12 protein-coding genes are annotated in these 16,414 nt (G+C 67.1%); 3 read left to right on the forward strand and 9 right to left on the reverse strand.

The features are described 5' to 3' along the window. The first annotated feature begins 113 nt into the window (after positions 1-113). Positions 114-446, forward strand: coding sequence for an EF-hand domain-containing protein (locus tag AC04MD_RS05360; RefSeq protein ID WP_475496284.1), 333 nt, complete (start codon positions 114-116; stop codon positions 444-446). A gap of 3 nt (positions 447-449) precedes the next feature. Here AC04MD_RS05360 and AC04MD_RS05365 read toward each other — a convergent pair whose 3' ends face one another. The 3 genes from AC04MD_RS05365 to AC04MD_RS05375 form a co-directional block, all read right to left on the reverse strand. Then, entirely contained in the window at positions 450-833 is a 384-nt protein-coding gene (locus AC04MD_RS05365; protein ID WP_475496285.1) for a tautomerase family protein, read from the reverse strand. Between the two features lie 119 nt (positions 834-952). Next, the gene (locus AC04MD_RS05370) at positions 953-2,617 is read right to left on the reverse strand and encodes an MFS transporter (protein ID WP_475496286.1); all 1,665 of its coding nucleotides are present in this window, start codon (positions 2,615-2,617) and stop codon (positions 953-955) included. Between the two features lie 11 nt (positions 2,618-2,628). Beyond that, positions 2,629-4,011, reverse strand: coding sequence for a DcaP family trimeric outer membrane transporter (locus AC04MD_RS05375; RefSeq protein ID WP_475496287.1), 1,383 nt, complete (start codon positions 4,009-4,011; stop codon positions 2,629-2,631). A gap of 323 nt (positions 4,012-4,334) precedes the next feature. On the opposite strand from AC04MD_RS05375, the gene acs reads away from it, so the two are divergent. Continuing rightward, the gene (acs, locus tag AC04MD_RS05380; protein ID WP_475496288.1) at positions 4,335-6,278 is read left to right on the forward strand and encodes an acetate--CoA ligase; all 1,944 of its coding nucleotides are present in this window, start codon (positions 4,335-4,337) and stop codon (positions 6,276-6,278) included. A 107-nt stretch (positions 6,279-6,385) separates the two neighbouring features. Beyond that, complete coding sequence (locus AC04MD_RS05385; protein ID WP_192203304.1) at positions 6,386-7,054, forward strand: response regulator transcription factor; 669 nt, start codon at positions 6,386-6,388, stop codon at positions 7,052-7,054. Between the two features lie 19 nt (positions 7,055-7,073). On the opposite strand, the gene AC04MD_RS05390 is transcribed toward AC04MD_RS05385, so the two are convergent. The 6 genes from AC04MD_RS05390 to rpmB form a co-directional block, all read right to left on the reverse strand. Next, on the reverse strand, positions 7,074-7,529 hold the full coding sequence (locus AC04MD_RS05390; RefSeq protein ID WP_475496289.1) for a hypothetical protein: 456 nt from the start codon (positions 7,527-7,529) through the stop codon (positions 7,074-7,076). A gap of 1,744 nt (positions 7,530-9,273) precedes the next feature. Next, positions 9,274-12,741, reverse strand: a complete 3,468-nt coding sequence (locus AC04MD_RS05395; RefSeq protein WP_475496290.1) for a hybrid sensor histidine kinase/response regulator — start codon at positions 12,739-12,741, stop codon at positions 9,274-9,276. A 64-nt stretch (positions 12,742-12,805) separates the two neighbouring features. Further along, a complete protein-coding gene (locus tag AC04MD_RS05400; protein WP_475496291.1) occupies positions 12,806-14,203 on the reverse strand; it encodes an FAD/NAD(P)-binding protein in 1,398 nt (465 codons plus the stop codon). Positions 14,204-14,247: 44 nt separating this feature from the next. Next, positions 14,248-15,657, reverse strand: a complete 1,410-nt coding sequence (gene cls / locus AC04MD_RS05405; RefSeq protein WP_475496292.1) for a cardiolipin synthase — start codon at positions 15,655-15,657, stop codon at positions 14,248-14,250. 280 nt (positions 15,658-15,937) lie between these two features. Further along, positions 15,938-16,102 (reverse strand): 50S ribosomal protein L33, encoded by a 165-nt coding sequence (rpmG, locus tag AC04MD_RS05410; protein WP_027070918.1) that lies wholly within the window; start codon positions 16,100-16,102, stop codon positions 15,938-15,940. A gap of 13 nt (positions 16,103-16,115) precedes the next feature. Next, entirely contained in the window at positions 16,116-16,352 is a 237-nt protein-coding gene (rpmB, locus tag AC04MD_RS05415; RefSeq protein WP_062351567.1) for a 50S ribosomal protein L28, read from the reverse strand. Positions 16,353-16,414: the final 62 nt, after the last annotated feature.

Consider the following 16,414-nt stretch of genomic DNA (forward strand, 5'->3'; position numbering starts at 1 on the left):
CGGGGCGGGGGAGGATCGGTGCGCCGCCAGCGTACCCGAATCCACCGGCGGGCCGAGGGACGCGCCGCGACGGAATCGACCGCATCGCGCGGCCCGCCCCCTACAATGCCGGCATGCGCCGCCTCCTGACCACGCTCGTCCTTGCCTGCGCGCCGTTCGCGTCGTTCGCGCAGGTCAACGCCACCGGCGAGTACCTCGCGCGCATGGACACCGACCGCGACGGTCGCGTCAGCCTGGCCGAGTACCAGGCCTGGATGAGCTATGCCTTCGACGGAATGGACCGCAACCGCGACGGCATGCTGTCCGTCGACGAGCTGCCCGGCGGACGTGGCAAGCCGATCACCCGCGAGGCGCATCTCGCCCAGCTCGCCGCGCGCTTCAAGCGGCAGGACGTGGACGGCGACGGCTTCCTCAGCGAGAAGGAACTGGCCGCGCCGCCGCGCTGAGCGTCATGGCGCGTGGACCAGCCGTCCGCCCGCGAACGCCCAGTTCTCCCACGTCGTTTCCTTGAAGCAGACCATGACGTTTTCCGGGTTCCTGCCGGCGGCGGCCAGTCGCTGCATCAGGTCGGCCAGCAGCGCCTTCTTCACCTTCACGCTGCGGCCGACGGACCACAGGATCTCGATCAGCGCGAAGTCCTCGTCGCGCGCGCCGGCCACGTCCGGATAGCCGGGGTCGTAACGGAAATCTTCCGCTGGCAGTTCCAGCACGCGCTGGAAGCGGTCGGTCGCTGGCACGCCGGAAACGACCAGCGCGGCATGTACGGCGTCGAAGATCGACGACTTGAAGGCCTCGTCCTTCGGCGCACGGACGGTCAGGGTGATCAGCGGCATAGGGAAGGCCTCGCGCAACAGGGCGATCAGCCTAGCGCGTCGCGCAAAAGAAAACGCCGGCCACGAGGGCCGGCGTCGGGGTTGCCGGCCCCGGGGAGGGGCCGGCGGGGGAGGACCGTTTACTTCGTGATGTCGACGTCCTTCGTTTCACGCAGGAACAGCGTGCCGATGATCAGCGTCATCACCGCGATGCCGATCGGATACCACAGGCCGTAGTACAGGTTGCCGGTGGCCGCGACCAGGGCGAACGAGATGGCCGGCAGGAAGCCGCCGAACCAGCCGTTACCGATGTGGTACGGCAGCGACATCGAGGTGTAGCGGATCTGCGTCGGGAACAGTTCGACCAGGTAGGCGGCGATCGGGCCGTACACCATGGTCACGTAGATCACCAGGATCCACAGCAGGAAGATCGTCATCGGCACGTTGATGCGATCCGTCGGCGCCTTCTCGGTGTAGCCGGCCGCACCCAGCGCCGTCTTCAGTTCGCCACCGAACGCAGCGGTCTTGGCCTTCACATCGTCGCCGGACAGGCCGGCGGCTTCGAACGACGGGACCGAGGCGTCGCCGACGCGCACCTGCGCCAGCGTGCCCGGGGCGGCCGATTCCACGCTGTACGGCACACCGGCACGGGCGAGGGCGGCGGTGGCCTGGTCGCACGAGCTGGTGAACTTGCGCGTGCCCGGGATCGGGTCGAACTGGAACGAGCAGGTGTCCTTGTCCGCGACCACCACGGCCGGCGCGTTGCGGCTGGCTTCTTCCACGCCCGGGTTGGCGAAGTGGGTGATGCCCTTGAAGATCGGGAAGTAGGTCACTGCGGCCAGCAGGCAGCCCGCCATGATGATCTTCTTGCGGCCGATGCGATCCGACAGCCAGCCGAAGAACAGGAAGAACGGCGTGGCCAGGAACAGCGCGGCGGCGATCAGCAGGTAGGCGACGGTCGAGTCGACCTTCAGGATGCTCTGCAGGTAGAACAGCGCGTAGAACTGGCCGGCGTACCACACCACGGCCTGGCCGGCGGTCGCGCCGAACAGCACCAGCAGCATCAGCTTCAGGTTGCCGCCCTTCAGCGAATCGCGGAACGGCGTCTTCGACCCCTTGCCTTCGGCCTTCATCTGCTGGAACAGCGGGGATTCGCTCAACTGCAGGCGGATCCACACCGAGATGCCGAGCAGGATGATCGACGCCAGGAACGGAATGCGCCAACCCCAGGCTTCGAACGCCTCGGTGCCCAGCGACAGGCGGCAGGCCAGGATCACCAGCAGCGAGAGGAACAGGCCCAGCGTCGCGGTGGTCTGGATGAAGGCCGTGTACAGGCCGCGCTTGCCGTCAGGCGCATGCTCGGCCACGTAGGTCGCCGCGCCGCCGTACTCGCCGCCCATCGCCAGGCCCTGCGCCAGGCGCAGCACGATCAGGATGACGGGCGCCGCCATGCCGATCGACGCATAGTTGGGCAGCACGCCGACCAGGAAGGTCGAGATGCCCATGATCAGGATGGTGACCAGGAACGTGTACTTGCGGCCGATGCGGTCGCCCAGGCTGCCGAAGAACGCCGCGCCGAACGGACGGACGAAGAAGCCCGCCGCGAACGCCAGCAGCGCGAAGATCATGCCGGTGGTCGGATTGACGCCGCTGAAGAACTGCTTGGCGATGATCGCCGCGAGCGAGCCGTAGAGATAGAAGTCGTACCACTCGAACACGGTGCCGAGGCTCGAGGCGAAGATGACCTTCTTGTGGCCCTTCGTCAGCTCGCCCTTCGACGAATGCTGCACAGACGTGGAACTCATGTGGATTCCCCTCAGAATGTGTATTTGACGGTGGTGTGCAGACGCTTCAGGTCGCCCTCGCGGTCGTCCTCGAGCGAACGCTGCCCGTAGATGAGCTCCGCGCCGATATCCAGTTTCGGGAACGGCGAGTAGATCAGGTTGGCGTGCATCGACTGCGTGCGCTCGGTGACGCCGAAGCCCGTCAGCGCGGCGTCGTTGTCGAAATGCGAGGCCGCATACATCAGGTTGGTGCGTACTTTCGGACTGAACACATGGCGCCAGGCAACGAAGCCGCCATAACCGTCGAGCGCGGCGATGTCGCCATTGGCTTCGGTCACCACGTCGCTGCCAACGCCGAAGGCGAGGTAGCGGCCGATGCCCTGGCCGGCGTTCACCGCATAGCGGATGTCGTCGCTCTTGCCCAGGTTGAACTTGCCCGAGACGCTGACGGAGGCGCCGGTATCGGTTTCCTCCAGCAGCTTGAACTGGCGCACCATGCCGGCGACGGTGAAGTGGCCCCAGTCGCCCTTGGTCAGCCAGCGCGCGGTGACGTCGGGCATCGCGTTGTCGCCGCTGTTGAAGCGGGTGCCGGCGAGGTACGGCGTGACCGTGGTCTGCGGGTTCTCCACCGAGAACGACCACGGGCCCTTGGTGTAGCGCACCTGCGCCTGGCGCACGAAGACCGTGCCGTCGGTGGGGCCGACGAAGTCGACGGCGTCAGGCAGTGCCGCCACGTCCATGAAGTTGGACCACGTCTGGCCGGCCAGCCAGTTGTTCCAGCTCACGTAGGCGTGGCGCAGGCTGACGGCGTAGGTGTTGGTCGCGGTCTCGTTGCCGGCCAGCGCATTGCTGCCGCCGCCGAAGAAGTCCATCTCCACGAAGCCCTTGAACTTGTCGCCGCTCTCGGTGACATGGTCCGCGCTCAGCCAGAAGCGCGAGAACTGCGCGTGGAAGTCGGTGTAGGCATCGCCGCCATCGGCGGTCGGTCCGCCCACCGGGATCGTGCTGGGCACGTAGAACAGGCGGCCGGAGTTGCCGTCCGCGATGCGGCCGTCGCTGGTGTCGGTGACCATCGCGTCCATCTTGATGAAGCCGCCGTAGGAGAAGGTGCCCCCCGGGTTGGCCGCAGTCAGGATGGTGGTGTTCTGGATCGGCTGCTTGCCCGCGGGCACGGCGGCGGGTGCGGCGGCCTGCTTGGCCTGCACCTGGGTCACCTGCTCCTGCGTGGTGGTGATCTGGGCCTGCTGTTGCTGCTGTGCGGACAGCAGCAGTTGCACCTGCCGCTCCAGATCGGCCACGCGGGCCTCCAGCGCCTTCTCCTTGGCGGTCTGCGCGAACGCCATCCCCGGCGCGATCAAGGCGACGAACATCGCGGCAGCGAGCGGCCGTCGCGCGAATGCGGAACGTTGGGTCATAACCCCTCCCGAAAGGTTGATGGCCGCGTTGCGCGGCTGAAGTGGAGACTTGCGCCTGCACACCGGCAACGCCTATTCGCCATTAGTCGTAACGGCGGTGCAGCAAATGCAAACCCGCTGAAAAACAGGGGGTGCGGCGTTCTGTCGCAGCGGCGGGCACGCAGGATTTAAGACCATGGTCTAAGCCGGATGCTGCGATGCCGCACGCCGCTATGCGTCAAACTCGATGCCCCGGATGCGCCGACGTCGTCCCGCCGGACACGCGCCTTCCGCCCTTCTTGCCTCAGAATCGCCGCATTACTTGAACGTCCCGGGAGGACCTCATGACTGACCTGTATCCGGTCAAGCCGGAATTCGCCGCCAAGACCCGCATCACGCGCGAGCAGTACACGCGCGACTACCAGGCGTCGATCGACAATCCCGAGGCGTTCTGGGGCAAGGCGGCCGAACGCCTCGACTGGTTCAAGAAGCCCACGCAGATCAAGGACGTCAACTACGCGCTCGACGACTTCCGCATCCGCTGGTTCGCCGACGGCGAGCTCAATGCCAGCGTCAACTGCCTGGACCGCCAGCTGGCCGAGCGTGGCGACAAGGTTGCCCTGCTGTTCGAAGCCGACAGTCCGGACACGCCGTCCTACGGCGTCACCTACCGCGAGCTGTACGAGCGCACCTGCAAGCTGGCCAATGCACTGCGCGCGCTGGGCGTGCAGAAAGGCGACCGCGTCACCATCTACCTGCCGATGATCCCGGACGCCGCCGTGGCCATGCTGGCCTGCGCGCGCATCGGCGCGATCCACTCGGTGGTGTTCGGCGGCTTCGCGCCCAACTCCATCGCCGACCGCGTGTCCGACTGCGCCAGCAAGCTCATCATCACCGCCGACGAAGGCCTGCGCGGCGGCAAGAAGGTCCCGCTGAAGGCGAATGTCGACGCCGCGCTCAAGCTGCCCGGCACCAACTCGGTCGAGACCGTCCTGGTCGTGCGCCACACCGGCGGCGCGGTGGACATGCAGATGCCGCGCGACCGCTGGTTCGACGCGGTGGTCGATGCGCAGCCGGCCGAGTGCGAGCCCGAGCGCATGAACGCCGAAGACCCGCTCTTCATCCTCTACACCTCCGGTTCCACCGGCAAGCCGAAGGGCGTGCTGCACACCACCGGCGGCTACCTGCTGTACGCCAGCTACACGCACGAGGCGGTGTTCGACCTGCGCGAGGACGACATCTACTGGTGCACCGCCGACGTGGGCTGGGTCACCGGCCACAGCTACATCGTCTACGGCCCGCTGGCCAACGGCGCCACCGCGGTGATGTTCGAGGGCGTGCCCAACTACCCCAGCGTGTCGCGCTTCTGGGAGGTGATCGACAAGCACAACGTCACCATCTTCTACACCGCGCCCACCGCCATCCGCGCGCTGATGCGCGAGGGCGAGGCGCCGGTGAAGAAGACCTCGCGCGCCTCGCTGCGCCTGCTCGGCAGCGTGGGCGAGCCGATCAATCCGGAAGCCTGGCGCTGGTACTACGACGTGGTCGGCGACGGCCGCTGCCCCATCGTCGACACCTGGTGGCAGACCGAGACCGGCGGCATCCTCATCACCCCGCTGGCCGGCGCCATCGACCTCAAGCCGGGGTCGGCCACGCTGCCGTTCTTTGGCGTGAAGCCCGCGCTCGTCGATGCCAACGGCGAGCAGCTGGACGGCGCCACCGAAGGCAACCTGGTGCTGCTGGATTCCTGGCCGGGCCAGATGCGCACCGTGTACGGCGACCATCAGCGGTTCATCGATACCTACTTCCGCACGTATCCGGGCACCTACTTCACCGGCGACGGTTGCCGCCGTGACGCCGACGGGTACTACTGGATCACCGGCCGCGTCGACGACGTCATCAACGTCTCCGGGCACCGCATCGGTACCGCCGAAGTGGAAAGCGCGCTGGTCGCGCATCCCAAGGTGGCCGAAGCGGCCGTGGTCGGCTTCCCGCACGACATCAAGGGGCAGGGCATCTACGCCTACGTCACCCTCAAGGCCGGCGAAGCGCAGAGCGACGAGCTGCTGAAGGAACTGGTCGCCTGGGTGCGCAAGGAGATCGGCCCGATCGCCACGCCCGACCACCTGCAATGGGCGCCCGGCCTGCCGAAGACGCGCTCGGGCAAGATCATGCGCCGCATCCTGCGCAAGATCGCCGAGAACGCACCGGAGCAGCTCGGCGACACCTCCACGCTGGCCGATCCGTCGGTCGTGGAATCGCTGGTCGCCGAGCGCAAAGTCAAGTAAAGGCAGGAGTGAGCGAAGAGGAGTGAGTAAAGGCGAACAGTCTCTTACTCGACTATCCTGACTTTGCGCCGCTCACTCCTCTCTCCTCCCCACTCACTCCTCGACCCATGCCCACCCTGCTGATCGCCGATGACCACCCGCTGTTCCGCGAGGCGCTGCGCGGTGCCGTGCAGCGCGTGATGCCCGGCGTGAAGCTGCACGAAGCCGACAGCGTCGACGCGCTGTACGTGCTGGTCGACGCGCATCCCGACGCCGACCTGCTGCTGATGGACCTCAACATGCCCGGCGCGCACGGCTTCAATGCGCTGGTGCACCTGCGTGCGCTGCATCCGCAGCTGCCGGTGGTCATCGTGTCGGCGCGCGAAGAGCCGGCGGTGATGCGCCGCGCGCTGGACCACGGTGCACTCGGCTTCATTCCCAAGTCCGCCGATTCGGACACCATCGGCCAGGCCATCGGTGCGGTGCTGGATGGCGAGCGCTGGGTGCCGGACGAAGCGCACAACGCGCCGGCCACCAGCCGCGACGAGCAGGAGACGGCGCAGCGCCTGCGCGACCTGACGCCGCAGCAGTTCAAGGTGCTGCAGATGCTCGGTGCAGGCCGTCTCAACAAGCAGATCGCCTACGACCTGGGCGTGTCCGAGGCCACCATCAAGGCCCACGTCACCGCCATCCTGCGCAAGCTGCACGTCACCAACCGCACGCAGGCCGTGCTCGCGGCGGGCCGCCTGGCCGTGGATCCGGATGGGATCGTCTTGCCGCCGGAAGAAGCCGAGTAACCGACGAACCGCACGCGCATCAGCGACGTTCCGCGCGCCTCCAGCCAACCACGAGGTTCAGGTGATCGCGTTCCCGCCGGATGCGGAACGGCCGCGCTTCCACCACGAGGTCGCGGATCGCGAAGCCGAACGCCAGCACGCCGGCGGTCAGTCCGCCCGCAATCATCGGATTCAGCGGCACCGCCGCGCCGATCGGACTGCCCAGCAACGCCAAGCCCGCCACCACGCCCGCCACGCCTACCGTCGATTCGGCGCACAGGCACAACGCCGTCCGCACCGGTCCGCTCGTCACTTCCCGGCGGCGCTGGGACAGGCGCCACAGGTCGCGCACCAGTCCCTGCAGCAAGAGCAAGCAGGATGCGGCGAGCAATAATGCTCCCACGCTGACAGAGGCCGATAGCCGATTGCCCAGCAAGCCCGCCGCGACGCCCAGCAGCGGTACCAGCGCCAGTTCCAGCTGCTCCGCTCGGGTCATCCGGGCGCCTCCCTGTTCGTGGTCGTGCTGGTCATACGGCCGGGACGGTGTGTTGGATCACGGGGTGACGATGCCGGTTTGGAAACGGCCGTGCAGTGCCTGCCGGTTCCCGCTGCAGGCCCGGGTATTGCTGCCGATGATGCTGAGGCGGCTAACTCAAAAAAAAGCCCCTAACCGTCCATGAAAGCGGGACGCACCACGCGCTCGCTACGCCAACTTCGGGCGTTGCCTGACACGATCTTGATCATGGCGAAGGGTTCGGTCCCGGAGCGGACAACGCCGATAACAATGCTGGCCTGGCAGGCCGCTTGAACGATAGGCACCCGCTCTGCGGATTCCATGATGGCCCGGGCATCAACGCCCACCCCAAGGCCGGATACACGACTGCAACCGCACCGCTTCCCGACGATCAGCGATCACCTAAGGCAACGACTGCTTGACGGGGGAGTCTATACATGAATTGTTAGGCCAATGGTAGCTCAATGCTCCTCCAGCGCACCTCTAGGCCGGCATCAGGACTGTCCTGTCGCTGACGGAACTCTGCCGAAGCCAAGATCTTGGGAGACGATTCTGCATCTCCAAGCCGACTAAGCTCAAAAATATCCGCAGACTCAAAGTCGTCCCGGTACTCCGTGATATCAAGCATCCGAGAGCGAAATGCATGCGGGACCCCACGGTAGAGGGCGATACCAGCCCGAGGGCCGTCGTACCAATCGTCTAGTTGCAAGATTTCCTCGAACTCTCGCATCTGAGGCCCAACGCCTTACACCGGAATTAAGCCGACCCGCGAAGCGGGTTCGGCTTGAATGTATTGTTAGGGGGCTGGCCAGTGACGCTCAATTGGGAACTCCAATGGCTGAAAGCACCTTGCGCGGTATGCTGCATCTCGCACGACTTTGCGTTGGCGATCGCGGATTTTAGCGATGTGCAAAGTGTCACCATCCTTCAGCTCTATGAAGCCAGTTTCGGATCTTGCCTCATCCCAGAAAAAGATGCGCTGCGAGTAAAGATTGTCCAGTGAGCCGTGCCAGACAAGGAAGTGCCAAGAACGGCCATCAGGGCCGTGCAACGGGCCTTCAAGATTTTGACCGCGCCACCAACTCACACAGCCCCCTAACACCTGAATTAAGCCGACCCGCGAAGCGGGTTCGGCTTGAATGAATTGTTAGGTTGCGCCCCACGAGGCGTAACCAGGAATGTGCACTTTGAGGTAGTGCAGGATATCGCCGGCTGCATCCTCCGCATGTCCTCGGACATACTCATGCTCATCCTTAAGCGCCGCGGCAACAACTGGAGAAACCGCTGCAAGGTCGAGGCGTCGGCAGGTCCGTGCGAGGTGACCGAAGCCTAGAATCGCATTGCCGCGAACATTGAAATGCGGATGCACGGCTAACGAGAGACAAATGGCCTCGGACCATGCACAGTCAGGCGGGTCCATGGTTATTACGATTGGCACATACAGCAACTCTTCCGGAATGCCACGAGCGAGCACAGCCTCAACGTCTTGCTCTGTCCATCCGTCTCGAAATGGTCCCATCGCGCAACCTAACTACGATTAGACCCCAAAGTGGGGCGTAGCGGGATTCTGATATCCGTCTCTGCCCACCGTCAATTGTCGAAAGCCTTGTCGTACAAAGGGGTTGGCCTTCGTCGGGCGGCCGCCGCTGGGCTCTGAGCGGCGCGTTATCAGGCATGTCTGCGGTCTATTCCGTTACGCCGGCGAATCCGCCGTGATAACGGAGGCCTATTCAGGCGAGGGAAGTTGGGCGGGAACGTGGTGGGCGGCCAGGAACGCACGCAGCGACGCAGGCTTCACCGGCTTGGTCAGCAGGCGATACCCGCGTTCACGCGCTTCGCGCTTCAGCTCGTCGCGACCATCCGCAGTGAGCAGGGCGCCGGCGATCGGGCCGGGGCTGGCGGCGCGCAGCGCGTCGAGGGTGGCCAGGCCGTCGAGGCGGTCGTGCAGGTGGTAGTCCACCAGCATCACCGCCGGGCCTTCGGCGATCTTCTCCAGCGCCTCGTCGACCGTGGTCGCCGTGATGACCTCCACCTGCCAGCGGCCGAGTAGCGCCTGCATGCCATCGATGATCTCGCGGTCGTTGTCCACGCACAGCACGCGCAGGCCGGCCAGCGAATCGCTGGACAGCGCACGCCGCGACGACGTGCGCCGCTCGCTGAGCGGGGCGCCGCGCGGCACGACGATGGAGAACATGCTGCCGCGGTCCACCGTGCTGCGCGCATCCAGCTCGTGCTGCAGCAGGCGCGAGATGCGCTGGCAGATCGACAGGCCGAGGCCCAGGCCGCGCTCGCCCCAGTCGAACGGCTGCTGGTAGCGGTGGAACTCGTCGTAGATCTGCCGCATATGGTTCTCGGGAATGCCCGGACCGGTATCCCAGACCTGCAGTGCGATCCGTTCGCCGCGCACGCGCATGCCGATCACGATACGGCCCTCGCGCGTGTAGCGCAGCGCGTTCGCGAGGAAGTTCTGCAGCACGCGGCGCAGCAGGCGACGGTCGCTGCGCACCGGGATCGCGCGCGCATGCACGTGCAGCTTCAGGCCCCGGCCCGAGGCTACCGGTGCGTACTGCGAGGCCAGTTCGCGCAACAGTTCGCCGGCGTCGAAGTCGGTGATCTGCGTGTGCAGGCCGCCCGCGTCCAGGCGCGACACATCCAGCAGGCCATCCAGCAGTTCTTCGGCGGCACGCAGCGACGCATCCACGCGCTCGGCCAGATGTTTACGCTCCTGCGCCTGGTCGTCGGCACCCTGTTCGCTTTCGCGCAATGCGCTGACGAACAGGCGCGCCGCGTTGAGCGGCTGCAGCACATCGTGGCTGATCGCGGCCAGGAAGCGCGTGCGCGACTGCTGCGCATGCTCCGCCGCCTCGCTGCGTTCGGCGACGCGCTGCTCCAGCGTCTCGTTGGTCTCCAGCAGCAGCGCTTCGGCGTGCTTGAAGTCGGTGATGTCGTTGTAGCTGGTGACATAACCGCCGCCCGGCAGCGGCTGGCCGCGCATCTCGATCACCTGGCCGTCGGCGCGCACGCGCTCGAAGATGTGCGGGGAGCCGGCCCGCATGTAGCGGATGCGCTTGTTGATCTGCGCGTCGATGTCGCCATCGCCCAGCTCGCCGCGTTCGGCGTTGTAGCGGATCAGGTCGGCGACCGGCCGTCCCACGTAGAGCATGCCGTCGGGATAGCCGAACATCTGTTGGTAGCGCCGGTTCCACGCGACCAGGCGCATGTCCGGATCGACCACGCTGACGCCGGCGCTGATGTTTTCCAGCGTGGTGGACAGGATCTCGCGGTTGAAGCGCAGTTCCTGGCCCGCCTGGTCGAGCACCGCCACCACTTCGCCCAGCTCCATGCCCGAGCCGCGCAGTACGCTGGTCAGCACGATGCGCGCCGACGCGGCACCGATCGCGGCGGCGAGCAGGCGCTCGGTGAACTGCACCCACGCACGATCGGCTGGCGCATTGGGCTGAAGTTCGCGCTCCAGCACCTGCGCCTGTTCGGCGAACGCACGGCGTGCATGGCGCTCGCCGACCACGCGCTCGGCCAGCGTACGCAGGTCGCCGACGCGCACGCTGCCGGGCCATTCGCCGGCGACCAGTGCGGGGCGCTGCGCATAAGGGTCGAGGAACGGCGCGGCGCGCAGGCGTTCGTCCACGCCGGGACGCGAGCGCGCGGAGACGATCATCATCGCGCCGGTGTTGACCAGCAGCGACCAGAACGTGCCGTGCGTCAGCGTGTCCCAGCCGCTCAGGCCGAACAGCGCCTGCGGGCGCAGCCAGCGGATGCCGAACGGACCGTCGTGCAGCCAGAGCAGGTCGAACCAGCCGGCCTGCGTCATCGTCGGCAGCAGCAGCGTGTAGATCCACGTGACGAAGCCCAGCACCATGCCGACCTCCACGCCGCGGCGGCTGGCGCCACGCCAGTACAGGCCGCCGATCAGGCCGGGCGCGAACTGCGCGACGGCGGCGAACGCCATCACGCCGTACGAGGCCAGCGTGCTGTCGTTGCTGCTGCTGCGGTAATAGGAATACGCGGTGAGCGCGAGCAGCAGGATCGCCACGCGGCGGATCCACAGCACCCGCGAGGCGACGTCCGCTTCGGCATGATGCTTGGCCCAGCCGCGTCGCAGCAGCAGCGGCATGATGAGGTCGTTGCTGACCATCGTCGCCAGCGCGATGCTCGCCACGATCACCATGCCGGTGGCGGCCGAAAAGCCACCGACGTAGGCGATGATCGCCAGCGCGGTGCGGCCTTCCGCCAGCGGCAGCGCCAGCACGTAGCTGTCGTCGGCCACGCTGGTGCCGCCGAACAGCGACGCGCCCGCCGCCGCGACCGGCACCACCATCAGCGAGAACAGCGCCAGGTAGCCGCCGAACAGCCAGCGCGCCTTGCGGATGTCGCCGACATCGCTGCATTCCACCACCGCCACGTGGAACTGGCGCGGCAGGCAGACGATGGCGAGGAAGCCGAGCAACGTCTGTGCGATGAAGCCGACCGGTGGCGCGTTCTCGAACAGCGTGCGTGCCGAGTCGGTGACGCGGAAGGCGTTGTCGTCCAGCCACACGTAGGCGAACACGCCGACCGCGATCATCGCCACCAGCTTGACCACCGATTCCAGCGAGATCGCCAGCATCATGCCGTGGTGGTGTTCGGTCGCATCGACCTGGCGGGTGCCGAACAGCGCGGCGAACAGCGCCATCAGCAGGGCGACGTACAGCGCCGGGTCGGTGAAGAAGCCGTGCGTGCTGTCGCCACCGTCGCCGCTGAGCACGCTCAGGCTCATCGCCACGGCCTTGTACTGCAGCGCCAGGTACGGCACCACGCCGATCAGTGCGATCACCGTGACCAGCGCGGCGAGCCGGCGCGAGCGGCCGTAGCGCGAGGAAATGAAGTCGGCGATGGAGACGGTGTTTTCGCTGCGCGCGATCAGCGCCAGCCGCTCGATGATGCGCCAGCCGAACAGCAGCAACAGCACCGGTCCCAGGTAGATCGGCAGGTAGCCCAGGCCGTTGCGGACCGCGCTGCCGACCGCGCCGTAGAACGTCCACGACGAGCAGTACACCGCCAGTGCCAGGCTGTAGACGACGGGCCGCAGCCAGGGGCGGTCGGGGTACATCGGGCGCCGGTCGCCCCACCAGGCCACGCCGAACAGCAGCGCGGCGTAGCCGACCGACACCAACAGCAGGATCCAGCTGGAAACCAACGCCTTCTCCCCGGCGCTCGACTAGTGGACGAGTGTACCGGCTGCCGTGCGTCGCGGCGGCGGGTCAGGGCGCGGGAATCGCCAGCAGCTCGCGCACGGCGGTCTCGGCCTGGCCGCGCAGTTCGGGGATGGCGATGCTTTCCCACACGCAGCCGATGCGCAGGCTGCCGAGGATGAACACGCGCGGCTGCGCGTTGCCGTCGGCATCGACCATGCGGCCGTCGCGCGCCGCCTTCAGACCGATGCCATGCGGTCCCGGCTGTGCGTGGCCCTTGCCCAGCACGTCGTGCAGCAGCGGGTTGCGCATGGTCTGCGCGCGCATCTCCACGCCAGTGGCATTGACCACGTAGTCGACGTCGAACTCGTCGGTGCGGCCGTCGCGCGTATGCGTGGTCACCCGCAGGCGGCGGCCCTCGTTCATCACCGTGTCCAGGCGGCCGCGATGCAGGCGCAGCTGGCCACGGTCGAGCAGTGCCTGCAGCGTCGCGTGTACCTCCGGCGCGATGCGATGGCGGTGCACGTCCCACTGCCGCACGACGTGGCGCAGGAAGCGACGCTGGTCGGGGATCGACAGCGACTGCCACAGCGCCTGCCCGTGCGGGCGTATCCGTTCCATCGCCGCCTGCCACGGCAGGCCGTCGGCCACGGCCTGTTTCGCCGCGGCGCGCAGGAAGCGCATGCGTGCGCGCAGGTCCATCGTTTGCAGCGGGGCGGGGTCGAAGGTCGCTGCGCCGCCATGGCAGTGCGGCAACGGCAACAGGGCGTGGCGCGACAGCACGTGGATGGCGCCGGTGTGGCCGTTGTCGGCCAGGCTCAGCACGGTGTCCACCATGCTCAGGCCGGATCCGACGATGCAGAGTTCGGCGTCGGCGGGGATCGCTTTCACCGCGTCGAAATCCCAGGCCGCCAGCGAGCGGCCTTCGGGCAGCTGCGGCGCACCGCGCGCCGGCAACGGCTTCGGCGTGTTGCCGACCGCGAGCACCACGCCCTTCGCCTCGAGCGGCCCATGCGAGGCCAGGTGCAGCGTCGCACCGTCGTCGCGCGCATCGAGTTCGGACACGCTGTCCTGCACGATCTGCAGCGAGGCGGGGCTGGCGGCGATGGTGTCCTGCAGGCGCGTGCGCAGGTAGTCGCCATAGCGGCGGCGCGCGATGAAGGCGTGCGCCAGCGTCTCGCGGTCCGGGCCGCCGGGCGGCGTGGTGGCGACCACGTAGTCGAGGAAATCGGCAGGGCGGTCGTCGAACGCGCTCATGCGCGCGGCGGGCACGTTGAGGACGTGTTCGCCGTAGGTCGTCGCATACGCCACGCCCTGCGCCAGCAGGTCGCGCGGCTCGATCATCACGATGCGCAACGGGGTGGTGGCCAGGCGCAGCGCCTGCATCGCCGCGAGGACGCCGCCGGCGCCACCGCCGATGATCGCGAGGTCGCAGGGCGGCAGGGGCGAGTTCGTCACGGCAGTCATGCGGCCATTGTAGGCGAACGGACAGGCGAGCCTTTGCGATGCCGCTACATCACCGAGTCCGCCAGTCGTGCGACGCCCTCGCGACTGCGCCGCCAGCCGGGACGCCGGCGCCATTCCTGGTGATCGACGTGGTCGGCATGCGCCAGGTAGTCGGCCTCGATCGCGCGGATACGCGCCACGACATCGGCGTCGTAGCAGACCAGCCCGATCTCCGCATTCAGCGCGAACGAGCGGATGTCCAGGTTGATCGAGCCGACCAGGGCGATGTCGTCGTCCACCGTCAGATGCTTGGCGTGCAGGAAGTGCGGCCGGTACAGCGCGATCTTCACCCCGCAAGCGAGCAGCTCCTCGTAGTACGACTGCTGCGCCCATGCGGTCAGCGGCTGGTTGTTGGTGGCCGACAGCACCAGTTGCACGTCCACGCCGGACAGGGCGGCGATGCGCAGCGCACTGAGGGTGGCGTCGTCCGGGACGAAATACGGCGTGGTCAGCACGACTTTGCGACTCGCCAGATGGATCAGCGCATTGACGGTGTCGCGTGCGTTTTCGAACGGATAGGCCGGGCCGCTCGGCAGCAACTGGGCGGATACGTCCTGCGGTTGCACCGACAGGTCCGGCTGCACGGCCAGCCGCTCGCCCGTCTCGATGTACCAGTCGCTGGCGAACACGCCTTCCAGGTGCGCGACCACGGGTCCCTGTACGCGCGCGACCAGTTCCCGGTTCGGATGGCCGGGCACGAACGTGGCATCGGCCAGGTTCTGCGAGCCGACGTAGCCGATGCCGTTGTCGATCACCGCGATCTTGCGGTGGTTGCGCAGGTCCATGCGCCCGCTGCGGCGCCATTGCAGGCCACCGGGCAGCATGGCGTGCACCTGCACGCCTGCCGCACGCAGGCGCGGCGCATACGCGCGCAGGCCACGCTTGGCGCCGACGGCATCCAGCAGCACCCGGCAGGTGACGCCGCGCGCGACGGCGCGGCAGAGCGCGGCGGTGACGGCCTCGCCCACGGCGTCGTCGAACATCAGGTAGTACAGCAGGTGCACCTGCTGCGTCGCGCCGTCGATGTCGTCGAGCAGGGCGCGCAGCGAGGCGTCGTAATCGTCGAGCAGCGCCACGGCATTGCCGTGCGTGGGCATGAAGGCGCCCTGGCGTTCGATCAGCGGCGCCATTTCGGCGGCCGCGCCGTCGTGCGGCGTCCAGCGCAAGGCGCTGAGCGGACGCTGTTCCTCGCGGATCAGGTCGGACGCGCGCGCCTGCCGCTCGATCCGCTCGCGCGACAGCCACGGATGCCCGAGCAGCAGGTACAGCGGCAGACCCAGCAGCGGCACGAAACCGACCAGCAGCAACCAGCTGCGCGCGGCCGCCGGCGTGGTGCGGCTGGGAATCCACCACAGCGCCGCCAGGCGGATCAGCCAGTCGACGATCAGCAGCGCGGTGCCATAGGACCAGTCCATGCGTCGCATCCGTCGGAGGGGATGGATCGATTCTGCTGGCGGAAGGGTGTAAAAGAAAACCCGCTTTCTCCTGCCGGCAGAAAGCCCGGTCTTTTTCCTTCTCCCCGCGTGCGGGGAGAAGGTGCCCGGAAGGGCGGATGAGGGGCAGCTTTTGACTTGCCGAAGCCGAAAAGCAGGAAACCCCGCCGAGGCGGGGTTTCCTGTAAGGCACTGGATCCCCGCTTTCGCGGGGATGACGCCATGACACCGGCGAACGCGCGAGCGCGTTCGCGTCATGGCGTCACTTGATCTTGCCTTCCTTGTAGATCACGTGCTTGCGCACGACCGGGTCGTACTTCTTGATTTCCATCTTGCCCGGGGTGTTCTTCTTGTTCTTGTCCGTCGTGTAGAAGTGGCCGGTGTTGGCCGAGGAGATCAGACGGATCTTGTCGCGCTTGGATGCCATGGTCGGTTACTCCTCAGATCTTCTCGCCGCGCGCACGCAGCTCGGCCAGGACGGAGTCGATGCCGTTCTTGTCGATGGTGCGCAGCGCGTGCGCGGAAACTTTCAGCTTGATCCAGCGGTTTTCGCTGGCGACCCAGAAGCGGCGCTCGTGCAGGTTGGGCAGGAAACGACGACGGGTCTTGTTGTTGGCGTGGCTGACGTTGTTACCCGTCATCACACGCTTGCCGGTCACTTGGCATACGCGGGACATACGCACCTCGATAGATAGATTGTGTCGCCCGTAGCCCGGGAAACGGCGGCCCGGCGGACGGC

The organism is Pseudoxanthomonas sp. LjRoot206, assembly GCF_056175725.1.